Below are 21,837 nucleotides of genomic sequence, written 5' to 3'. Positions count from 1 at the left end.
AAGGAGGGGGAATTAAAAGAGCAATTTAGATTAAGGAGCATCCATGAAGAGTATTCCCATGATGGAACTGCACGGCTCCACAGAAAGTCATACAGACAATAATATTAAAACCACCGATTCTACGTGCCCATACTGTGGTGTGGGTTGTGGCGTGACGGCTACAGTACAAACGGAGACTTTGGGGCAAAAAGTCACGGTCACCGGGGATATTCATCATCCTGCAAATTTTGGGAAATTGTGTATTAAAGGCAGTAATTTAGCCGATACGCTTGGCTTGGAAAGCCGTGTTTTACAGCCGATGCTTGGACGTAAGGCACAACGTGAAATAAGCGATTGGGATACGGTCACGACAAAAATTGCAACACAATTTCAATACTGTATAGATAAGTATGAGCGTGGCAGTGTGGCCTTTTATGTATCGGGGCAATTGCTGACCGAAGATTATTATGTCGCCAATAAATTTGTGAAAGGTTATTTGGGCACAGCTAATATCGACACCAATTCACGACTGTGCATGTCTTCCGCCGTGGCAGCGCATAAACGGGCTTTTGGTGAAGATATCGTTCCTGCAAGTTATCAGGATTTTGAACATACCGATATGGTGGTTTTGGTTGGTTCAAATACCGCATGGTGTCATCCAGTGTTATATCAACGGATCATGAAAGCCAAAGAAGAGCGGGATTTATTCGTGGTGGTGATCGACCCACGTTTTACTGCGACCTGTGAAGCCGCAGACTTACACCTACCGATTTTACCCGGACAGGATGTCGCACTGTTTAATGGTCTATTGCAACATTTGCATCAAAATGGCGCAGTTGATGCCGATTTTGTCACAGCACATACTCAAGGTTTAACAGCGGCTTTGGACAGTAGCAACAGTGAATCCTCCATTTATGATGTGGCACAAAAAACAGGGATTTCTCTCGAAAAATTAGAATTGTTTTATCAAAAGTTTGCTCAGACTGAAAAAGTCATGAGTTTATTTTCGATGGGGGTTAATCAATCTTCACAAGGCGTGAATAAAGCCAACAGTATTATCAACTGTCATCTGTTAACAGGCAAAATTGGCAAACTTGGTGCTGCGCCATTTTCTATGACAGGACAGCCGAATGCGATGGGCGGGCGTGAAGTGGGTGGACTAGCCAATATGTTGGCGGCACACATGGAAATTGAAAATCCTCAACATCAGCAATTGGTACAGGAATTTTGGCACAGTCCGCACATCGCGCAAAAGTCAGGTCTAAAAGCCGTTGATCTATTTGAGGCTGTAGAAAGTGGGCAAATCAAAGCTATTTGGATTATGGCGACCAATCCCGTGGTGAGTTTACCCAATGCCGATCATGTGAAACGCGCTTTGGAAAAATGTGAATTTGTGGTGGTGTCTGATATTTGTGCGGATACAGATACCACACAATATGCGGATGTGCTTTTACCTGCACTTGCATGGGGTGAAAAAGAAGGTACCGTCACCAATTCGGAGCGACGAATTTCCCGCCAAAATGCTTTTTTAGCTGTACCTGAACAATGTAAAGCCGATTGGTGGTCGATTTCGCAAGTCGCAAAGAAGATGGGTTTTGATGGTTTTGAATTTGCCAATAGCCATGAGATTTTTATAGAACATGCGAAATTATCTGCTTATCAAAATGTACAACCTATAGATCGAACAGATGATTCTACTTTCCGTTATTTTAATTTAAGTGGTTTAACCGATTTAAGCATTAGCGATTATCAAAATTTAGCACCAATTCAATGGCCTGTATGGTCAAGCGAACAAAAAGAAGATGCTGTGGCACGTTTGTATGCCGATGGTCATTTTAGCCATGCCGACAAGAAAGCCAAATTTATCGCCACATCCGTCATTCATCCTGTACATCAAACTGACAGTGAATATCCACTCATTCTCAATACAGGTCGAATTCGGGATCAATGGCATACCATGACCCGTACAGGTTTATCCGCCAATTTAAGTACCCATAAAGCAGAGCCTTATTGCGAGATTCATCCTCAGGATGCTTTGAAGTTTGGTTTAAAAGATACTGAATTGGTTGAAGTGAAATCGAAATGGGGCAGTTGTGTATTACGTGTCGTTCTGAGCGATAAAATTCGCCGTGGTCAGGTTTTTGCCCCCATTCATTGGACAGAGCAAACAGCGTCCGATGCGAGAATTGGAAAAGTGGTCAATCCTGTGGTGGATGTAATTTCGGGCGAGCCTGAATTTAAACATACACCTGTCATTATTCAGCCTTTTTATACACAGTGGCAAGGCGTGTTATATGTGCGTCAAGGTTTTGAATGTTATACAAAAAATGCAGTGGATAAGATGGTGTGGTGGACCAAAATCACCACAGCAAAAGCTACCCGTTATGAGTTGGCAGATCGTCGACAAATGTCTGCGACCACTGAAAAGCTCAAAGAACTTTTAGCTTTTGAGGATGAAAGTTTTGAATGGCTGAATGTAGAAGATCCATCGGCGTATATCAGTCATAGCATTGTGCTAAAAGATGGCATTTTAATTGCTAGTTTATATATTGCACCTAAAGCTTTATTGCCTGATCGGGATTGGATTGCAAGTCTGTTTAAACGGGAACGCTTGAGTGCCATGCACCGTAAAGCTTTACTTGCAGGGCAACCGATGTCGATGGGCAACAGTGAGGGTGCATTGGTCTGTAGTTGTTTTAAAGTTGGCAAAAACCGCATTCTTGAAACCATTAAAGCCAAAAATATCACTGATGAAAAACAAGTCACAGCGTGTTTAAAAGCAGGTGGCAATTGTGGTTCATGTTTACCTGAAATTCGTGGTTTGATTAAAATCTGTCAGATGGAGGCACTATCATGAAAATAAAGGCGATTCATCTAAAATCAATGAATATAAAAGCCATGAAAGAACACACATTTAAAAAAATAGATTTGAGTAAAGCAGTAAAAAGAATGTATCGGAAAGTGAGTTTGAAAATGGCTTATCCTGCCACTGATTTGGTCATTCTTGCAGGTGGTCAGGCACGGCGTATGAATGGCATCAATAAACTTTTACAGAAGTTTGATGACCAAATTCAACTGATCAAAATCCATCAACAACTTAAATCTACTGTAACGACTGTGTGGATTAACAGCCATCGGGATGATTCGATTTATCAGAAAATTATTCCGAATATTCATTGTTATCAGGATGATGAACGTGGCTTTTTAGGCCCTTTGATGGGGATTAAAAGTGCGTGGTCGCATGTGCAATCTGATTATGTGCTGTTTGTTCCCTGTGATGTGACTTATATTCCGTCCAATGTCGTGGCAAAGTTGCATCAGGCTTTGGCTAAAAACCCGAGGGCAGAAGTGGCTTATGCGAAAATGAATCAAACTGCTTTATATCCATTTTGTTTGTTAAAGCGTAGCAGTCTGCCCACATTAGTGGCACAGCTTGAGCAAAAACAGCGCAGTTTAAAGCAATGTTTTGAATCTTTGCACGCTCAGGTGGCATGTTTTAAAAATCATGCACTTTTTTTCCACAGTATTAATTCATTGGATGAATTACAGCAGTATCAACAACTGAAATTTCTCCATTAATTCAATCAAATTTTTACTTTTGCACAAAGTTGGAACACTTATTGCAATCTCTAATCACAACAAGTCATCAGGATAGATTGGGCCGTTTTAAGTTGAAGCATAAATAGAGTGCAAAATTTAAATACCCAAAGAGGTGAGTGCTCAGAATGAATGCGATGATGCCATTGGAAACACAAGCCGTATTTGCTGATCAATTTGGTCGTCAAAAGCGCAAACTCAGAATTTCAGTGACTGATCGCTGTAATTTTAAGTGTGTCTATTGTATGCCTGAACATCCTGAGTGGGTCAAAAAACAGGATTTACTCAGCTTTGAGGAACTTTATCAGTTTTGCCATTTTATGGTGCAACAAGGTATTGAACATATCCGCATTACAGGTGGTGAACCTTTAATGCGCCAAGGTGTGGTGCATTTTATTGAACAATTACAACAACTCAAAAAAATCGGTTTAAAACGTATTTCGATGACCACCAATGCGCATTATTTAAAAAAATATGCTGAAGCACTAAAGAATGCAGGTTTGGATGATCTGAATATCAGTCTGGATAGTTTGGATGCTGAACAATTTAAACAACTCACCCAAAAAGAGTTGGCTCCTGTATTGGCGGGGATTTCTGCAGCACAAGAAGTTGGATTACCGATTAAAATCAATACGGTTTTAATGAAAGATATGAATGACGATCAGATTTTACCTTTGGCAAAATGGTCGATTCAGCAGAATATTGTGTTGCGTTTTATTGAGTTTATGCCACTTGATGGTGATCAAAAATGGTCGGCTGCAGATGTGGTGAGTGAGCAGCAGATTTTAACGATATTGGCGACTGAATTTGATGTACAAATTCAGGAACAATCATTGGCTAAATATCGGGCCAATCCTGCACGGCAATATTTGATCAGTCATTCTTTAATGAAGAATGATCTTATTCATAGAGATCTTTGCAATAAACATCCGATTGGTATTATTTCCACGATCAGTCATTCATTTTGCGGTGATTGTGATCGGATTCGTTTAACAGCTCAGGGCGAATTGTATAACTGTTTGTTTGCACCCAAAGGCTTAGCGTTGAAAGCAGAAATTAAAGCGCTGTCATTAGCATCATTGTTATCAGCAACTTCAACCATTGAAAAGATGCCTGAAAGCACCTTTGAAAATTTAGCGTTATTGCAAAAAATTGGTGCTTATATTTGGAAAAAAGAACAAGGCTATGACGCCATTCAAGCCCGAACAGCGCAACAAGCATCCCGAAAAATCAGTATGCACATGCTTGGAGGTTAACGATGTCAAATATTCAAATCAAAATTGAAGCCTTTGGTGCAATTGAACGGCAATTACCGAGTGATTTAATGCTGCAATGTGTAGCTTCAAGCAGTATTGCAGATGTTTTAGCACAAGTGGAACGGTTATATCCACATACACAAAAAATGCTTGAACGCTGTGCCTGCGCTATTGGTGAAGATATTGTGTCACGGCAAACGCTACTGAATCATGACAGTACTCTTGTCATGCTGTCACCTGTTGCAGGAGGTTGATCATGCAAGCACTGAAACATTTTGCACGAATTCAGAACCACGCATTTACACAGGATATTTTTGATGGCATTCAAAATTTTCCTGAATGTGGGGGCATTGGTGTATTTATTGGCACGGTGCGCAATCATCATGAAGGTAAAGCCGTTCAAGCATTGAAATATACTGCTTATGCACCTGTGGCGGAAAAAATGATTCGTCAGATTGAACAAGACATACAACAAAAATACGGCGTGTCTTATGTACGGGTCATTCATAGAATTGGTGCTTTGGATATTGGTGAAACGGCGATTATTGCCATTGCTTATGCAGCGCATCGCCGTGAAGCATTTCAGGCGTGTGAAGAAGCGGTGGAACAGGTCAAACATGAAGTGCCTGTGTGGAAAGAAGAATTTTACTGTGATGGGACAAGCCAATATGTGGAAGGTTGTTGTATTCGGCAGGATTTAGATCAAAGTTTAAATCAAGATCAACAAAGTTCAAATAACCATCAGCATCACTCAAATCATCATCAGCATGAACATTGTCATGATAAAGCACATTAATAACGTGATGAATCGCATTAACAGCATTCATTTCAATCATGATCTCAAAGAATGCTTTAAACCTATAAAGTTGTATCAGCACTGAAGGATATTGTCATGAAAAATGTAGGTATGAAGGCGGAAAGCTATCGGACTGCAATTGCATCGGGTATTTTGTACGCACCGCCACACTGCATTGAATTGCTTCGCAATGGCAATACCGAAAAAGGTGATGCGCTAAAAACAGCACGTATTGCCGGCATTTTAGCAGCAAAACGGACCGATGAGCTGATTCCATTGTGTCATCCATTGCCGATTTATCGTGCAGATGTGGATTTCGAACTATTTGAAAATTATGTAAAAATTATTGCAACTGTTGAAACGATTGGCCCAACGGGCGTAGAAATGGAGGCATTGACAGCAGTGAGTCTTGCAGGTCTAACCCTCTATGACATGCTGAAACCACATTGTGAGCCTGAAGATTTAAGTTTGGATCAGTGCAAATTAGACAAGAAAAAAGGCGGTAAATCGCATTTTACTCGTGCGTTGAAAGAGGCTTTATCTGCATCGGTGATTGTGCTGTCAGATACAGTCGCAGCGGGGAAAAAGCCCGATACCGCAGGGCAAAATGTTTTGGAAATTTTACAGGAAGCGAATTTTAGCAATATCAGCTATCAAGTGATTGCAGATAGCCCTGAACAATTATTGGCTTTAATTGAACAACAGAAAAATCAATATCCGCTCATTTTAACCGTGGGTGGTACAGGTTTAGGGCCAAAAGATTTAACCGTAGAAACGATTCAACCCTTATTAAAGCGTGAAATTCCCGGCTTGATGGAAGCTTCGCGTATTTTTGGACAGAAACGCACGCCTTATGCTGCACTCAGTCGCGGAGTTGCAGGTTATATTGATAACAGTTTAGTGATTACTTTGCCGGGAAGTCGTCAGGGTGCCAAGGAGTCCTTAATCGCAATTTTACCTGCGTTGGTTCATTTATTTGATGTGCAAAAAAATATTCCGCATCAAGGTGGTTATGAATGAGTGAAAGTATCAATGAAATAATCTCGTTTCAAGCAGAGTCTGCCACACAGTCGGGCTGTGGAACGGAATCAGGATTGATTTCGATTGATCAGGCTTTAGCTTTGATTTTAGAAAAAATACAACCTTTAGGTACTGAAACACTTTCCTTGAATGCTGCCTTAAACCGTTATTTAGCCGAAGATATTTTTTCAACCATACAGTTACCTTTATTTTCACAAAGTGCAGTGGATGGTTATGCGATTAATTCAGCTGACCCTGTAGAAAATCATTTAGAAGAGGTTATACAAGCGCATAGCCAATTTACTTTAATTGGTGAAATTCGTGCAGGGCAAAGCGCAGAATTAACTTTACAGGCAGGGCAAGCGCTACGGATTTTCACAGGTGCTGAAATTCCACAGGGCACAACGACTGTGGCAAGGCAGGAAATCGTTCAAATTGTTAATGCTGAATCCATCGAAATAACAGAACATTTAAAAATTCACGCTGATATTCGGGATGCAGGCGAAGAAATTACGGTTGGGCAACTTTTGGCACAAGCAGGACAACAATTATCAGTTGGTGCCATTGCTTCATTGAGTATGGCAGGCGTGCAACAGGTTCAAGTCTATCAATATCCTAAAATCGCAGTGGTGATTACAGGGGATGAAGTCGCCAAAAGCAGTGCAGAGTTTGAAGCAGGGAAAATTTTTGATGCCAATGCACCGCTTATTCAGGCTTGGTTTCAACAACAAAATCAAACAGTTGATATTTTTCATGTCGCAGATACAGCCGAGGCCGTAAACAGTTTATTAGCTGATTTAAATCAAAAATATGATCTGATTCTAAGCACAGGTGGTGTATCTGTCGGTGACTATGATTTTATTCGACCTGTCGCTTTGGATTTAGGTTTTCAGCAAATATTTTGGAAAGTGAAACAAAAACCTGGCAAGCCGATGCTGTTTGCAGAATTTATCAGAACAGATGGATCTGTTTGTTATTTATTAGGTTTACCCGGAAACCCTGCTGCGGTCTATGTTGGAATGCATATTTATACTCAAACCATTTTAAATGCTTTGCAGGGGCATCGACATATTCCCAATGGCTTTAAAGCAGCATTGACCCACGACTTAAAAGCCGATGTACGGGAACGCATTTTACGCATGACTGTCAGTTTTGCTCAGGCAACATTAAAAGTCAGCAGTCTGTCCAATCAACAATCACATATGTTGAACAATTTGATGCACGCCAATGCTTTGGTTCGTATTCCTGCTGGGGAGAAAATACACGCAGGGCAAATTGTAGATGGATTTTTCATCTAATTAAAAGCATTTATTGCGCTCAATATCAATAATTCGTAATTGGAGAAAGCATGAAGAATTTAATGATTGGAGCAGTATTATTCAGTCTATGCAATTTAAGTCAGGCCGAAACTGTCAAGGTATATGCTGCTGCGAGTTTAACCAATGCAATCTCAGATATTGCCGTAATTTATGAAAAGCAACACCCTCAGACCGATATTGTACCTGTTTTTGGAGCATCTTCTGCTTTGGCTAAACAGATTGAAGCAGGGGCAAAGAGTGATCTTTTCTTTTCTGCGGATGTTGATTGGATGAATTATTTAATCAAAAAACAAATGATTACTGAAAATAAAAGCAAAGCTTTATTGTCAAATCAATTGGTGCTGATTAGTCTAAAAAATTTAAATATCGCATTTAAAGCACAACCTAATTTTAATTTTGCACAATCCTTTAAAGGGCATGTGTGCACGGGTCAAATGGAATCTGTTCCTGCGGGTAAATACGCCAAACAAAGTTTAATCAAGCTCAATTGGCTCGATAGTTTGAAAGGGCGCATTGTCGGTACAGATGATGTCCGTTCTGCCTTGGCATTTGTGGAACGTGGTGAATGTGATGTCGGTATCGTTTATAAAACCGATGCACTCATCAGCAAAAAAGTAAAAGTGATTGGGATATTCCCTGAAAATTCACATCATCCGATTCTTTATCCTTTGGCTTTAACCCAACAGGGTGAAAAAAATGCGGATGCAGTACAGTTTGAAAAATTTGTAAAAAGTAGTCCACAAGCTAAAATTATCTTTCAAAAATATGGTTTTAGCATGAATCAATAAAGTCTAAGAAATTCATAAAACATGCAAAGAGTGAGAAGGATAAAGATAAAGGATGCTAAGCCCTGAAGAACTAAGTGCACTCTACCTTTCGGCAAAAGTTGCCTGCTTTGCAACGCTGTTTTGCATTCCCTTTGCGATTGTATTGGCGTGGTGTTTAGCACGTTATGAATTCAGACTTAAATTTTTAGTTGAGGCGATTTTACAATTACCCATGGTATTGCCACCTGTAGTTTTGGGTTATTTGCTTTTGATTTTATTTGGCAATAAAGGTTGGATTGGACAATATTTACATCAAATGGGTATTGAATTGGCATTTAATTGGAAAGGTGCAGTATTGGCCTCCATGATTGTGGCTTTTCCATTAATGGTGCAACCAATTCGACTGTCTTTTCAAATGATGAATCAACAGCTTGAACACATTGCAGGCTCTTTGGGAGCAAGTCCGATCAAAGTATTTTTCAGTATTAATTTGCCTTTGGCACTGCCTGGGATTTTGATTGGCAGTATTTTGTGTTTTAGCCGTAGTCTAGGCGAGTTTGGTGCAACCATGACATTTGTCGGTAATATTCCTGATGAAACTCGTACTATTCCCATTGCCATCTATTCATTTTTACAGCAACCCGATGGTGAACAGATGGCAATGCGTCTGGTCATTCTTTCTTTAATTCTTGCTTTTTCTGCACTGATCGCCAATTACTTCATCTTGCAGAAATATCAACGGAAATTAACAGGATAAGTTTATGCTACGGTGTGATTTTCAATATCAGAGGGCAGATTTTAAGTTAAATATTCAGCTTGAAATGCAAGATCAACTCTTGGGCATCGTTGGTACATCGGGTAGTGGCAAGAGTACATTTTTAAAAAATCTTGTCGGTTTATTACACCCAACACAAGGCTCCATTCAGTTTAATCAACAGATTTTATTTGACCACCAACAAAACATTCATGTACCCATGCATCAACGGAAAATTGCGCTGATTTTTCAAAATGCACTATTGTTCCCACACATGAATGTACAACAAAATTTAATGTATGCAGAAAAACAGGTGAAACACGCGGATCCTAAATTTCATTTTCATGAGATTGTTGATTTACTCGAATTAAAACCTTTAATTCATCGTAAAGCGCATCAGCTTTCTGGTGGAGAAGCACAGCGCGTGTCTATCGGTCGTGCTTTATTGTCTTCACCGCATTTATTGCTATTGGATGAACCTCTGACAGGGCTTGATCATCAATTAAAACAGCAAATTTTACCTTTCTTAAAAAGATTAAAACAGGAAATTGATTTGCCGATGATTTATGTGACGCACCATATAGATGAGTTAGTATTTTTACACGCTGAAATATTGATGTTAGAACAAGGAAAATTAATGCTTGCAACTGATCAATTTTCATCATAAACAAGGGGTCTTTGAATATGGATATTTTTCCAATCTCTTTAAAGTTGCAACAGCAACCTTGTCTGATTGTCGGTGGTGGACACATTGCTTATCGCAAAGCTGTACTCTTAGCTAAAGCAGGTGCAGTGATTAGCGTGATTGCACCTGAAATTGATGCGAATCTTTTAGAGATTGTCGTACAAAGGCAAGGGCAATATCTGCAAGCTACCTTTGAACAGCAATTAAACCTACACAATCCTGAATCTTTAAATCTGCGTCAATATCGCTTGGTCATTGCTGCAACAGATAGTAAATCTACCAATCAACAGGTTTTTGAAGTCTGTGAAGCTGAAAATGTCTTGGTGAATAGTGTCGATGATCCACCACATTGTCGTTTTATGGTGCCTGCAATTGTTGATCGTTCACCTTTGGTTATTTCGATTGCGACCAATGGTACATCTCCTGTTTTATCCCGCCAGATTCGTACCCAACTTGAAGCAACTATTCCTCAAGGTATGGGAAAGCTTGCTGAATTTTCAGGAAAATGGCGCGCAGTTGTTAAAGAAAAAATTATCAATCCTGATGAGCGTCGTATTTTTTGGGAAGACTTATATGCAAGTCCTCTAAAAGAACAAGTGTTCAATGACAATATTGCTGTAGCAGATCAGTTGATTGAACAGGCTTTACAAGAATGGAAAACACCGAAAGGTGAAGTCTATTTGGTCGGTGCAGGTCCGGGTGATCCTGAACTACTGACACTGAAAGCTTTACGGTTAATGCAACAAGCTGATGTGGTGATTTATGATCGCTTGGTATCTGCGCCGATTTTAGAACTGTGTCGCCGTGATGCAGAAAAAGTCTATGTCGGTAAAGCACGTTCCAATCATGCTGTACCGCAAGAAGGCATCAATGATTTATTGGTGAAATATGCACAACAAGGTAAACGAGTGTGTCGCTTAAAAGGTGGTGATCCGTTTATTTTTGGACGTGGTGGTGAAGAAATTCAAGAGTTATTCGCCTCAGGTGTTAGCTTTCAAGTTGTACCTGGAATTACCGCTGCATCAGGCTGTTCAGCATATGCAGGTATTCCATTAACCCATCGTGATTATGCACAAAGTGTACGCTTTCTGACAGGACATTTAAAAGAAGGCTCTCCTGAGTTGCCTTGGAATGAGTTGGTCTATGAGCATCAAACTTTAGTGCTTTATATGGGTTTGGTGGGATTAGAAAAAATCTGTCAGAAATTGATAGAGCATGGTCAACGTCCGAACATGCCTGTTGCACTTATTTCCAAAGGTACAACGCCTGAGCAGAAAGTTGTGATTGGAACTTTGGCGGATATTGCTTCTAAGGTTGCAGAACATCAAATACAAGCACCGACTTTAACCATTATTGGTGAAGTGGTCAGCTTACGCGAACAATTACAGTGGCAATAGAAATATCATCATTGCTTATTTTTATGTTTTTTAGCATTCATTAAAGTCGAGAACTCCCGTGATTCATGTCGTTCTATTTGAGCCTGAAATTCCTGCAAATACAGGGAATATCATTCGTTTATGTGCGAATACTGGAGCTCAATTACATTTGGTCAAGCCTTTGGGTTTTGAGCTGGATGATAAAAAATTAAGACGTGCAGGTTTGGATTATCACGAATGGGCACACATGAAAGTGTGGGAAAATTTTGCTGAATGTATTGCGCATCTTGCAGAACAAGGGATCGATCAGAATGCGATTTATCCTTTGACCACTAAAGGCTCTGAAACACCACATACCTCTGATTTGAATCGTCCTGTTGCATTGCTGATGGGGCCTGAAACTCGTGGTCTGCCTGAAGATGTACGCATGATGTTTCCTGAAAAACATTGGATCCGTTTACCGATGGCACCCAATTCACGCAGTCTGAATTTGTCTAATGCAACGGCTGTGATTTTATATGAAGCTTGGCGACAGCAGGGTTTCCAAGAATTGAAATAAAAGATGCCACCGATGAGGTGGCTTTTTTATGGAAGTTTAAATAAACATTTTATCTATTGATTCATATTGATGTGATATTTATAGTCTATGTATTGAAAAGATTTTAAGTAAAAATAACGATTCGTGACTAAATGGAATTTTAGTTGTTCATTAAAATATAAAATTGATAATTAGGTTCTAGATGATTCGTCTTTTACTTATTTGCTTTGGCTTACTTATTTCCAGTTTTACATTCGCAGAGTGTAAAGAGCCGATTAAGTTTGCAGGATTGACTTGGGAAAGTGGTCAATTTACCACAGCTGTCCTTAAAAAAATCATTGAAAAAGGCTACGGTTGTAATGTTGTTGAAGTGTCTGGTTCAAGTTCAGCACAAGAAAATGCATTGATTCAAGATGATTTACAAGTGATTGGTGAAATATGGGTTGGGCGTTCACCTGTTATTCAGCAAGGTTTATCATCAAAAAAAATTGAGGTCATTGGCAATACTTTAAAAGGGGGAGCCACACAAGGTTGGTATATTCCTCACTATTTAAAAGTACAGTTTCCTGAGTTAAATACTCAGCAGGATCTCATCAAATACGCTTCAGTATTTAACAATGAAATAAGCAATAAACCTCAATTTTTAAATTGCCCAACGGGATGGGCTTGTGAAATATTTAATAAAAGACTGATTCAAAATACTCATCTCAATCAAAATTTTAAAACAGTTCAGCCCGGAACAGGTGCAGCACTAGATGCTGAAATTTCAGCAGCCTATCAAAGGAAAAAACCGATTTTATTTTATTATTGGCAACCAACAGGACTCATGGCAAAGTACAATTTTGTACCCATTGAATTTCCTGCTTATAATGAAAAATGTTGGAGTGATCTATTAAAAAAAGACAATCAAAATAGCTGTGTATCAGGTTTTCCAACGTCCACATTATCAATTGCCGTATCTACGAAATTTAAGCAGCAACATCCTGAATTAATCGATTTATTTGAAAAAATTCAATTTACGCCAGAACAATTAAACCATGCAATTTTAGAGATGAATGAAAATAAGCAAACGGCAGAGCAACAAGCGGATATTTTCTTGAAGAATCATCCAGAGCTTTTAAAACAATGGTTAAACCTAGACATGCTGAAGCGTTTTGATACTGAACAAAATACGACAATTGAACAAAAGCATTTTTTTCCGAATTGGGATATCCAAGATATTTTAAATCACGGGCTTAAAAGCTTAGTGACACAATTTGCAGAACCACTTCGTCAATTTAGTGGCTTTTTAGCACAATATTTTATTCAGCCTGTGCAATCAATATTGGTATTTTTTCCTGCATGGTTTTGGATTGTATTTACAGGTATCACAGCTTGGTTGGGCTCACAGCGTATTGTTTTAACAGTATTCTCGATGTTGGGTTTATATCTGATCGGTGCATTTGGATTATGGGATGCACTGATTCAAACCACCGCTTTATTGATTTGTTCCGTACTTATGACTCTATTGATTGGTATCCCTGTGGGTATCGCCATTGCTCAGAAACCTAAGCTATATCGAATCGTTCAGCCCATCTTGGATGTGATGCAAACGATGCCGAGCTTTGTATATTTAATTCCAATATTGATGCTATTTGGTTTAGGTAATGTTCCTGCACTTTTTGCAACGTTTATCTATGCAGTTGCACCACTGATTCGCCTAACGGCATTAGGGATTCAACAAGTCAATCCTGAATTGCAAGAAACAGGGCAGGCCTTTGGTACTTCGAAACGACAGCAATTGTTTTGGGTGGTATTACCGTTGGCACGTCCAAGTATTATGGCAGGAATCAATCAAGCAATTATGATGTCACTGTCGATGGTGGTGCTTGCTTCGATGATTGGTGCACCTGGTTTAGGTGAAAATGTTTTACAAGCCATACAAACCCTAAATGTTGGGCAAGGAATTGAGTCAGGTTTAGCAATTGTGATCCTTGCGATTATTATTGATCGGATTACACAGGCTTATGGTTCAAAAAATTCTGATCGTTTAAAAGCCGATAAACGATAAAATCGAAAGATAAAAGGATAAGCCTTACTATGCAAAATGGGATCAAACTTGAAGCGATTAGCAAGATTTTTGGTGATGATAAATCACAAGCACTGTCTTTGTTAAAGCAAGGTGCAACGAATATTGAAATTAAAGAAGACACCGGATGTCATATTGCACTAAGAGAAATTAATCTTAGCATCCCCAATCAAAAAATATATTGTTTAATGGGGCTTTCAGGTTCAGGTAAATCAACATTAATTCGTCATATTAATCGCTTAATTGAACCAGATTTAGGTCAAATTTGGGTGGGTGAATTGAATGTTACCAATTTAGATGAAAAATCACTTCGAGAATTTAGACAACAGCGTGTCAGTATGGTTTTCCAACATTTTGGTTTATTTCCACATCTGACCGTTTTAGAAAATACAGAGTTCGCACTAAAAGTTCGTGGTGTGAATGAAGCTGAAATGGATGAACAAGCACGTTATTGGTTAAATGAGGTCGGTCTTTCGGGTTATGAGCAGGCTTATCATTCTGCACTTTCAGGAGGAATGCAACAACGAGTTGGTTTAGCACGAGCGCTTGCAGCAGGAACAGATATATTACTGATGGATGAACCCTTTTCCGCATTAGATCCATTGATTCGTACAAAATTACAAAGCTTATTATTGGGTCTACAAGACCGTTTACAAAAAACGATTGTTTTTGTCACCCATGATATTGATGAAGCTAAAAACTTGGGTGGGCAAGTTGCTTTAATGAAAGACGGTGAAATTGTACAAGCAGGATCTATCGATGATTTAGAGCAATTTCCAAACAGTGAATATGTCCAAAGTTTTATGCAAGCCAAGAGATGATATTGATATAAGTTATTAAAATATAAATATTTTAAATGGTTTTTGTGAGGTAGCTATTTTATTGCATAGATTGATCATATCGTTGTTGTGCATCCAGTACTTTGAGCATATTACTTTCAGCCCATAACTTAAATTGAAAAGCCGTTTGAGCCAATTCTTCACCTAAAAGTGTCAATGCGTATTCCACACGAATCGGGCGGGTATCAAGCATTGTTCGTGAAATAAAGCCATCTCGTTCCAACATTTTTAATTTTTGTGACAAGACTTTGGGTGAAATTCCAATAATATTTTTCTTTAAAGAATTAAAGTGTTGGGTTTCATGTTTTAGAGTATCCAAAATAAATAAAATCCATTTATCCGCCATATTTTCAAAAAATAAGCGTGAAGGGCAGTCTGGATGGTAGATATTAAATTTCATAAATACATTCTTTCAACAAAATAATAAGCCTGATCATTGATAATAGCATATAGTTACCAATTGGTAACTAATTGACATCTAGTTTCAAAAATATATTATTAAATCGTATTCCAATAAATGAGCAACATACATGTCTAATTCTAATATCTCCGTCGTTTATTATTCTGGCTATGGTCACACTAAAGTGATTGCAGAGGCATTCGCTCATGAAATTCAGGCAAATTTAATTGCTGTAGATCAAGAAGGTTTAGTGAGTGAGCAAGATTGGCAAACTTTAGATCAATCGGATGCAATCGTATTCGGTGCACCTACTTATATGGCGGCAACACCTTGGCAATTTAAAAGATTTGCGGATGATTCATCTAAACGATGGTTTAACCGAACATGGCAAGATAAAATTTTTGGTGGATTTACCAACAGTGGGAGTATGAATGGAGATAAGCAGATGACTATTCTTCAGATGCAGGCACTTGCTGCACAGCATGGTGGTCTTTGGGTGAGCCTAGGTTTGATGCCGTCAAACACCAAAGCAGCGACACATAATGACATCAATTACATGGGAAGCTTCGGTGGGGCGATGGTACAAAGCCCTGCGGATGCTTCTGTGAATGAAATTCCACAAGGTGGTTTGGATACAGTCAAAGCTTATGCAAAACGTATTCAGCAAATCACAAATAAATTTAATGCAAAATAATTTTTGTTGAGCAATTATTTAGGATTTAAATGAAAAAAAGGCGTATTAAGCGCCTTTCTTTTGGAAGAAATTAAGAAATTATTTATTCATGCTCGTTGTGTTGCGGAGCAGGGTAGCGGAAGCCACGGGTTTTATAGGCAAGATAAGCGACACCAATCACAGCCCAAGCTAAACCAATTTTAAGTGCCATTTCATCAATTTCAAGCCACATTAGAAATACACTGGCAAAGCCGAGTGTAGGAATAATGACGTAATTGAAAATTTCTTTAAACGTTTTGGTTCTGCCATCACGTAATGCATAACGTGAAATCACTGAAAAATTGACAAAACTGAATGCAGTTAAAGCACCAAAGCTGATGAGGTTAACAATATGCTCAAGATCGAGGAAGCCTGCAGAGAGTGCGACCACACCTACAATTAAAATATTGTAAGTCGGTGTATGTAGTTTCGGGCTGATATGACCAAAGATTTTCTTATTGATCACGCCATCACGACCCATCACATACATTAAGCGTGAAACACCTGCATGTGCTGAAATACCTGATGCCATTACAGCAACCACTGCAAAATATAAAACCATGGTTTTAAATGCAATGCTACCAACTGCCGCAACCATTACAGGTTGTGATTCATCAAGCGGTTTGAAATATATATTCGGGTCACTTGGGAAAAACAATTGAATGAAATACGTGCTGACAATAAAGATAATCCCTGCGATTAATGCTGTTGCAAAAATTGCTTTTGGGAGTGTTTTTTCAGCATCTTTAGTTTCTTCAGCTAGTGATGACAGTGCATCAAAACCGGTAAAAGAGAAGCAAAGAATGGTCGCACCACCAATTAATGCACCAACAGAAGTTAAATCATTCCAGAATGGCGCAAGTGACCATAATTCAGCTTTGTCAGGATTCAGCGTACCATCGGCATATGTACCTTGAGTGAGCAGCGTATAGACCTGATAAACGAAGTAAAAAATGACACCCAATTGAATGATGACAATTGTGCTGTTAAAGCGCGCGACAAAACGTGAACCAAATAAATTGATTACCGTCATAATGGCAGTTAAACCAATCACCCAAATCCAGTTATTTACACCTGGAAATAATGCTCTTAAATAAATATCAGCAAGAATGATATTGACCAGAGGCGACAATAAGTAATCTAACCATGAAGACCAACCAACCATAAAGCCGACATTGGGGTGGATCGATTTTTGTGCATAGGTATAAGCAGAACCAGAAGACGGGTAACGCTTAATCATGTGCCCATAACTAATTGAAGTTAAAAGAATTGCAACTAATGCAAATATGTATGAGGTCGGTACATGACCTTGACTTCCGTCTGATACAAGACCAAAAGTATCAAATAAGGTTAATGGCTGAATATACGCCAACCCGATAACGATAATATGCCACAGCACAAGATTTTTTTTCAGTTTCGCTGTGGATTGGGTCCCAGAGATATTTGTCAACGGCGGTTTCCTCTTAATCGTTGATCAAGGATCAGTCATGTTTATAAGGATCGTTTGAGACGAACGATCCCCCCTATGGATAAAACAAAAGTGCGCCAATCTACTCTAAAATGATGCTTTATGCCAATCAATTTGTTGGCTTTTGAGCAAAAATTAGCAGATAGGGGTAAAAAACTAAATCACAATGTATTCTGCATGATAAAAGCCCGATGTTCGTATAAACATCAGGCTCTATTTGAACTATATTGGCTTATTTTTCAGCAATTACCAAGCTTTTTCTAAAATGGCTCTTAAATCTTTAAATGATGCTTCTTTCGGATTGAAAATAATTGAGCCATCATTCAATGCTTTTTCAGCAACATCATCTAATTGCTCTTTGCTTACTTTACCCGTTTCACTTAACGTGCGTGGTAATTTGGTCAAAGCATACAAACGATCACGCATGGTATTTAACATTGAAATGGCTTTATCAGCACGCTGATTAGCAGGGGTTTGCGAGTAAATATCTGGACCTGCTAATGGAAGTAACAAATCTGCAATTTTATCGCCATTCACTTCTTTATTGTATTCCAATACATAAGGAAGGAATAAGTTCATACATAGACCATGAGGTAAATGTGCAACTGCACCTAACGCATGACCAAGTGAGTGAACCAGACCGACCATTGCATTCGAGAATGCAATACCTGCCATTGTCGATGCTTGAGCCAATTCTAAACGACCTTCCGCATCCGTTGGGTTGTCTAGAACAGTAAATAAATATTGGCTGACTTTTTTAATTGCTGCAGTTGCATAAGCATCTGAAATTGGATTGGCTGCCATACAAGTGTAGGCTTCAACTGCATGCGTCATCGCATCCATTGCGGTCATAGCGGTTAAATGCGGTGGCAATGTTTGCGTCATACGCGGATCAAGAATTGCTGCATGAGGCATTAAATAATTTGAAGCAAAAGGAATTTTCACATGACGCTGGTTATCAGAGATTACCGCAGCCATCGTCACTTCTGAACCCGTACCTGATGTGGTTGGAATCACAAAAAAAGGTTTCAATGGGCGTGGTAAATTATGTGCACCTGAATATTTCAATAAGTCATCGCCACCTTCGCTGACCAAAATATTGGTCGCTTTTGACGTATCAATCACTGAACCACCGCCAATGGCAATAATGGCATCACAATTGTTGGCGCGATATGCCTGTGCAGCAGCACGAACTGTTTCTAAACTTGAATCGGGTGGAACATCATCAAAAATAAAGCCAATCACCACATCTGTAGATTCAAAAGAAGCTTCAATCGGCGCAAGTAAATTATTGGTACGGACACCTTTATCAGTAATAATCATTGGGCGCTTTGAACCTAAAGACGCAAGTTCAAAAGGAATATGTTCTAAGGCTGCATGTCCAGCAATCACTTTAACAGGGCAAAAAAATTCGTAATATGGTTTAGCCATGGGTTTTATACACTCCCTTTTAAATATGATTGAGCGACTTTTAAATAAATATTTGCAGCGCCTGTTAATTTTTCTTTTAAAGTTAATCCCTGTGGATACTCTTTCACTGCCATTTCTGCGACAAGTTTCGGCAGAATCAGAGCTTCCATTTTATTCAGACAACGTACTAAACGAATGGCATAGCTTAAATCGCCATCTGCAATCATACGGTCATTGGCAAAGGCTTGTGCAGTACTTTCCTGGAAAGAAAAAACTAAAAATGCATGATGTAAATGTTTGAAGGTAACCGTTAAATCTGGTTTATCTTGTAAAGATTGAACGAGTTCTAAATTATGTTTGGCATTTACTTTGGCAATAAAAGCAGAGCCATTCGGAAATACTTTCATCGATAAAGTAAAACCAACAGGGAACTTAGACACTTCATGTTTAATTTCATCATCGACTTGACTCGCCATAACTAAACCTCTGCCAATCACATCCATCATGAGTTTGACATAAGCTTGTTCTAAAGCGGGCTTTACGGATTTGGTTGAAATCACTCGCTTATCCCTTTAATAAAATTTTATTTATGTTTTAGAGTAATTACTCTAATTTGTTTTACTGTAAAAAGAAAGTCATTTATTGAGGAATGACTTTAACGTCACTAAAGTAACCGCTGTTGTTGAAATATTTAATCACATCAACACATAACTGTGGGTATTGAGGATAGGTCTGCATAAGATCACATAACCGTATCATTTCCAAGCCTGCATAACCACAAGGATTAATCGTATGGAAACCTGTTAAGTCACAATCGATATTTAATGCTAAGCCGTGATAGCTACGACCTTTTCGAATTTTAAAGCCCAAAGAACCAATTTTGCGTTCATTGACATAAACACCCGGTGCATCTGCTTTGGCATAGGCTTCAATATTATATTTTTTCAGCAAATCTATCATCAGATTTTCTGCAAATGTAACCAGTGTGCGAACATTCCATTTCAAGCGATTTAAATCTAACATGAAATAAATCACCATTTGCCCTGGACCATGCCATGTGACTTGACCACCACGGTCAGATTGCACCACAGGAATATTTGTGGGAATGAGGATGTGTTCAGGTTTACCAGCTTGTCCCTGCGTTAAAACATCAGGATGTTGTAAAATCCAAAGTTGATCTTCTGAATATTCATCCCGTTGCTCCGTGTAACTTTTCATTTCCTGAAAACGTTCGCTATAAGGCGTATTTTCATTGTATTGACGAATGATTAATACGGGTTTTAGAACAGCATCATTCACAGGCTATGCGTCCTTTTATAATCAAGAATAGAGCTTCAATTATAAAGAAAATCAGGTCAAATAGGGGGGTTCCTTTGCGGAGCATATTTAAAAAAAAATTCAAAAAGATAAGAAATGTATACAAATGCACGATCAATGCAAATCGAAAAATAACCTTTATAAGTGAACAAAAACAATGAAATGCTTTTTGAGCTTATGTAATTATCCAAATGATAATCTTATTCATTTATTACAAAAACAATTATTTAAAGCAGATAATGAATGGGATGCTTAAGCAGTAGGAGTTTTGCATCAGTGTTTCCACTGTTTTTATTTTTCTTTGCTGAATAGAGAACTAAAAGGTCGATGTAAAATACTAAGTGAGAAGTAATTTGTTTTAGCCAAACTTTATTCATCTGAGAAGAAAAATATAAAGGAATAGCCCAATATGACAAATAAAACCAAATATATTATTCAAGTGGGTTCAACGGTAGCACCTGAAAATATTTTTATCCAAGTGATCCAAGGTGGTCCATATTTAGTACATGGCTCACCGAAACTCTTACAAGTTATTATTGAACAAAATGAGTCGGGTAACTCAGGAAAGTACGCGAGTGGGAAAAGTTTTGAAAGCAAAGACTCAATGTATCTTTGTCGCTGTGGACACAGTAAAAATGCGCCATTTTGTGATGGCTCACATACTAAAGCCCATGTGAATTTGGATGAAGCCGCAAGTTTTCAACCTTTACTTGAGGGATCACAAGAAATTGATGGTCCAACTCGAATTTTGACTGACAATGAACATTATTGTGCTTTTTCAAGGTTTTGCGATAACGGTGAACAGGTATGGGGGGAAGTTAAAAAATCTGGTGCGGAACATGAAAAACTGACTGAGTTTATGGTGCATGCATGTGCAGGTGGACGTTTATTGGTCTTTGATCGTGAGACTCAACAGCCAATTGAAAATGTAGAAGAAGCAGGTATTTACCCTATTGAAGATCCTGCGGAAGGCTGTAGCGGTCCTCTAATGGTTCGGGGTGGTGTGCGTATTGAAAGTGCATCAGGTGAATCTTATGAAATCCGTAATCGCCAAGCTTTATGCCGTTGTGGACAATCTTCAAATAAGCCGTTTTGTGATGGTTCACATGCGTCGGTGAAATATAAAGATGGCATGCGATCTTAGCCAGTATTTTATGCTCAGATTCCGAAATAAAAAAACACGCTTTTAAGCGTGTTTTTTTAAAGGAATTTTTAGATTAAAGCGCAGTCTTAATCAATGGACATGCTGCTAAATCTGCATAAAGTGCATGAACTTGTTCAAGTTCTTGAAATACAAGTTGTGCAGTTAAAGAGTGATATTTACCTGAGCTTGATGGTTGAACTTTTATGCTTTTACCATCAAATTCTGGAAAATGTTTCACTAATATTTCAACAACAGCAAGATGTAAATCTTCGCCTGCGATACCAATCAATTTGATTGGGTAGTCCATTGGAAAAACCCAAAGATCTTCCTGAAGTTCGCGTGATGGTGTGCGGTCTAACATAGTCATCGTATGTCCCCTTTATATCAAACGC

The 21,837-nt window shown here is 38.7% G+C and carries 22 protein-coding genes; 16 read left to right on the top strand and 6 right to left on the bottom strand.

Going from position 1 to position 21,837, the window contains the following annotated elements:
* Positions 1–43: 43 nt before the first annotated feature.
* The 14 genes from B9T35_RS09265 to B9T35_RS09200 all read left to right on the top strand — a co-directional run bounded on the left by B9T35_RS09265 (position 44) and on the right by B9T35_RS09200 (position 14,976).
* On the top strand, positions 44–2,836 hold the full coding sequence (locus B9T35_RS09265) for a nitrate reductase (protein ID WP_086190825.1): 2,793 nt from the start codon (positions 44–46) through the stop codon (positions 2,834–2,836).
* Positions 2,837–2,928: 92 nt separating this feature from the next.
* Positions 2,929–3,558: a molybdenum cofactor guanylyltransferase gene (gene mobA / locus B9T35_RS09260; protein WP_086190870.1), complete on the top strand. Its 630-nt coding sequence runs from the start codon at positions 2,929–2,931 to the stop codon at positions 3,556–3,558.
* A 146-nt stretch (positions 3,559–3,704) separates the two neighbouring features.
* Complete coding sequence (gene moaA / locus B9T35_RS09255; protein WP_086190824.1) at positions 3,705–4,832, top strand: GTP 3',8-cyclase MoaA; 1,128 nt, start codon at positions 3,705–3,707, stop codon at positions 4,830–4,832.
* A 2-nt stretch (positions 4,833–4,834) separates the two neighbouring features.
* Complete coding sequence (locus tag B9T35_RS09250) at positions 4,835–5,086, top strand: MoaD/ThiS family protein (RefSeq protein WP_086190823.1); 252 nt, start codon at positions 4,835–4,837, stop codon at positions 5,084–5,086.
* A gap of 2 nt (positions 5,087–5,088) precedes the next feature.
* The gene (locus B9T35_RS09245) at positions 5,089–5,628 is read left to right on the top strand and encodes a molybdenum cofactor biosynthesis protein MoaE (RefSeq protein ID WP_086190822.1); all 540 of its coding nucleotides are present in this window, start codon (positions 5,089–5,091) and stop codon (positions 5,626–5,628) included.
* 96 nt (positions 5,629–5,724) lie between these two features.
* Entirely contained in the window at positions 5,725–6,648 is a 924-nt protein-coding gene (moaCB, locus tag B9T35_RS09240; protein WP_086190821.1) for a bifunctional molybdenum cofactor biosynthesis protein MoaC/MoaB, read from the top strand.
* Complete coding sequence (locus tag B9T35_RS09235; protein WP_086190820.1) at positions 6,645–7,946, top strand: molybdopterin molybdotransferase MoeA; 1,302 nt, start codon at positions 6,645–6,647, stop codon at positions 7,944–7,946. The genes moaCB and B9T35_RS09235 overlap by 4 nt, the downstream gene beginning before the upstream one ends.
* A 50-nt stretch (positions 7,947–7,996) precedes the next feature.
* Positions 7,997–8,755, top strand: a complete 759-nt coding sequence (modA, locus tag B9T35_RS09230) for a molybdate ABC transporter substrate-binding protein (protein WP_086190819.1) — start codon at positions 7,997–7,999, stop codon at positions 8,753–8,755.
* 52 nt (positions 8,756–8,807) lie between these two features.
* Complete coding sequence (modB, locus tag B9T35_RS09225; protein ID WP_086190818.1) at positions 8,808–9,491, top strand: molybdate ABC transporter permease subunit; 684 nt, start codon at positions 8,808–8,810, stop codon at positions 9,489–9,491.
* A gap of 4 nt (positions 9,492–9,495) precedes the next feature.
* A complete protein-coding gene (locus tag B9T35_RS09220; RefSeq protein ID WP_086190817.1) occupies positions 9,496–10,155 on the top strand; it encodes an ATP-binding cassette domain-containing protein in 660 nt (219 codons plus the stop codon).
* A 17-nt stretch (positions 10,156–10,172) separates the two neighbouring features.
* Positions 10,173–11,570, top strand: a complete 1,398-nt coding sequence (cysG, locus tag B9T35_RS09215; RefSeq protein ID WP_086190816.1) for a siroheme synthase CysG — start codon at positions 10,173–10,175, stop codon at positions 11,568–11,570.
* 58 nt (positions 11,571–11,628) lie between these two features.
* A complete protein-coding gene (locus tag B9T35_RS09210) occupies positions 11,629–12,108 on the top strand; it encodes a tRNA (cytidine(34)-2'-O)-methyltransferase (RefSeq protein ID WP_086190815.1) in 480 nt (159 codons plus the stop codon).
* Between the two features lie 181 nt (positions 12,109–12,289).
* Positions 12,290–14,137, top strand: a complete 1,848-nt coding sequence (locus tag B9T35_RS09205) for a glycine betaine ABC transporter substrate-binding protein (protein ID WP_086190814.1) — start codon at positions 12,290–12,292, stop codon at positions 14,135–14,137.
* Positions 14,138–14,166: 29 nt separating this feature from the next.
* The gene (locus B9T35_RS09200) at positions 14,167–14,976 is read left to right on the top strand and encodes an ATP-binding cassette domain-containing protein (protein WP_086190813.1); all 810 of its coding nucleotides are present in this window, start codon (positions 14,167–14,169) and stop codon (positions 14,974–14,976) included.
* A 58-nt stretch (positions 14,977–15,034) separates the two neighbouring features.
* Here the strand turns inward: B9T35_RS09200 and B9T35_RS09195 are convergent, their stop codons facing one another.
* A complete protein-coding gene (locus B9T35_RS09195) occupies positions 15,035–15,394 on the bottom strand; it encodes a winged helix-turn-helix transcriptional regulator (RefSeq protein WP_086190812.1) in 360 nt (119 codons plus the stop codon).
* 130 nt (positions 15,395–15,524) lie between these two features.
* Here B9T35_RS09195 and B9T35_RS09190 point away from each other — a divergent pair, with 130 nt between their 5' ends.
* Positions 15,525–16,088 (top strand): flavodoxin family protein, encoded by a 564-nt coding sequence (locus B9T35_RS09190; protein ID WP_086190811.1) that lies wholly within the window; start codon positions 15,525–15,527, stop codon positions 16,086–16,088.
* Positions 16,089–16,170: 82 nt separating this feature from the next.
* Here the strand turns inward: B9T35_RS09190 and B9T35_RS09185 are convergent, their stop codons facing one another.
* The 4 genes from B9T35_RS09185 to lipB all read right to left on the bottom strand — a co-directional run bounded on the left by B9T35_RS09185 (position 16,171) and on the right by lipB (position 20,283).
* Positions 16,171–17,556 (bottom strand): APC family permease, encoded by a 1,386-nt coding sequence (locus B9T35_RS09185; RefSeq protein WP_086190810.1) that lies wholly within the window; start codon positions 17,554–17,556, stop codon positions 16,171–16,173.
* Between the two features lie 264 nt (positions 17,557–17,820).
* Positions 17,821–19,005 (bottom strand): iron-containing alcohol dehydrogenase, encoded by a 1,185-nt coding sequence (locus B9T35_RS09175; RefSeq protein ID WP_086190809.1) that lies wholly within the window; start codon positions 19,003–19,005, stop codon positions 17,821–17,823.
* A 5-nt stretch (positions 19,006–19,010) separates the two neighbouring features.
* On the bottom strand, positions 19,011–19,544 hold the full coding sequence (locus B9T35_RS09170) for a hypothetical protein (protein WP_086190808.1): 534 nt from the start codon (positions 19,542–19,544) through the stop codon (positions 19,011–19,013).
* A gap of 79 nt (positions 19,545–19,623) precedes the next feature.
* On the bottom strand, positions 19,624–20,283 hold the full coding sequence (gene lipB / locus B9T35_RS09165; RefSeq protein WP_086190807.1) for a lipoyl(octanoyl) transferase LipB: 660 nt from the start codon (positions 20,281–20,283) through the stop codon (positions 19,624–19,626).
* Positions 20,284–20,710: 427 nt separating this feature from the next.
* Between lipB and B9T35_RS09160 the strand changes: the two genes are divergently transcribed.
* Positions 20,711–21,445: a CDGSH iron-sulfur domain-containing protein gene (locus tag B9T35_RS09160; RefSeq protein ID WP_086190806.1), complete on the top strand. Its 735-nt coding sequence runs from the start codon at positions 20,711–20,713 to the stop codon at positions 21,443–21,445.
* A gap of 73 nt (positions 21,446–21,518) precedes the next feature.
* Here B9T35_RS09160 and B9T35_RS09155 read toward each other — a convergent pair whose 3' ends face one another.
* Positions 21,519–21,806: a YbeD family protein gene (locus tag B9T35_RS09155; protein ID WP_086190869.1), complete on the bottom strand. Its 288-nt coding sequence runs from the start codon at positions 21,804–21,806 to the stop codon at positions 21,519–21,521.
* Positions 21,807–21,837 lie beyond the last annotated feature (31 nt).

The sequence above is a fragment of the Acinetobacter sp. ANC 3832 genome (genome assembly GCF_002135415.1).
In the GTDB taxonomy this organism is placed as follows: Bacteria; Pseudomonadota; Gammaproteobacteria; order Pseudomonadales; family Moraxellaceae; genus Acinetobacter.
This window is presented reverse-complemented; position numbering and strand designations above follow the sequence as displayed.

What these genes read in the sequence shown, in the direction of transcription:
- B9T35_RS09265 (WP_086190825.1), top strand. Translation starts at nt 44, where the DNA reads ATGAAGAGTATTCCCATGATGGAACTGCACGGCTCCACAGAAAGTCAT.
- mobA (WP_086190870.1), top strand. Translation starts at nt 2,929, where the DNA reads ATGTATCGGAAAGTGAGTTTGAAAATGGCTTATCCTGCCACTGATTTG.
- moaA (WP_086190824.1), top strand. Translation starts at nt 3,705, where the DNA reads ATGAATGCGATGATGCCATTGGAAACACAAGCCGTATTTGCTGATCAA.
- B9T35_RS09250 (WP_086190823.1), top strand. Translation starts at nt 4,835, where the DNA reads ATGTCAAATATTCAAATCAAAATTGAAGCCTTTGGTGCAATTGAACGG.
- B9T35_RS09245 (WP_086190822.1), top strand. Translation starts at nt 5,089, where the DNA reads ATGCAAGCACTGAAACATTTTGCACGAATTCAGAACCACGCATTTACA.
- moaCB (WP_086190821.1), top strand. Translation starts at nt 5,725, where the DNA reads ATGAAAAATGTAGGTATGAAGGCGGAAAGCTATCGGACTGCAATTGCA.
- B9T35_RS09235 (WP_086190820.1), top strand. Translation starts at nt 6,645, where the DNA reads ATGAGTGAAAGTATCAATGAAATAATCTCGTTTCAAGCAGAGTCTGCC.
- modA (WP_086190819.1), top strand. Translation starts at nt 7,997, where the DNA reads ATGAAGAATTTAATGATTGGAGCAGTATTATTCAGTCTATGCAATTTA.
- modB (WP_086190818.1), top strand. Translation starts at nt 8,808, where the DNA reads ATGCTAAGCCCTGAAGAACTAAGTGCACTCTACCTTTCGGCAAAAGTT.
- B9T35_RS09220 (WP_086190817.1), top strand. Translation starts at nt 9,496, where the DNA reads ATGCTACGGTGTGATTTTCAATATCAGAGGGCAGATTTTAAGTTAAAT.
- cysG (WP_086190816.1), top strand. Translation starts at nt 10,173, where the DNA reads ATGGATATTTTTCCAATCTCTTTAAAGTTGCAACAGCAACCTTGTCTG.
- B9T35_RS09205 (WP_086190814.1), top strand. Translation starts at nt 12,290, where the DNA reads ATGATTCGTCTTTTACTTATTTGCTTTGGCTTACTTATTTCCAGTTTT.
- B9T35_RS09200 (WP_086190813.1), top strand. Translation starts at nt 14,167, where the DNA reads ATGCAAAATGGGATCAAACTTGAAGCGATTAGCAAGATTTTTGGTGAT.
- B9T35_RS09195 (WP_086190812.1), bottom strand. Translation starts at nt 15,394, where the DNA reads ATGAAATTTAATATCTACCATCCAGACTGCCCTTCACGCTTATTTTTT.
- B9T35_RS09190 (WP_086190811.1), top strand. Translation starts at nt 15,525, where the DNA reads ATGTCTAATTCTAATATCTCCGTCGTTTATTATTCTGGCTATGGTCAC.
- B9T35_RS09175 (WP_086190809.1), bottom strand. Translation starts at nt 19,005, where the DNA reads ATGGCTAAACCATATTACGAATTTTTTTGCCCTGTTAAAGTGATTGCT.
- B9T35_RS09160 (WP_086190806.1), top strand. Translation starts at nt 20,711, where the DNA reads ATGACAAATAAAACCAAATATATTATTCAAGTGGGTTCAACGGTAGCA.
- B9T35_RS09155 (WP_086190869.1), bottom strand. Translation starts at nt 21,806, where the DNA reads ATGTTAGACCGCACACCATCACGCGAACTTCAGGAAGATCTTTGGGTT.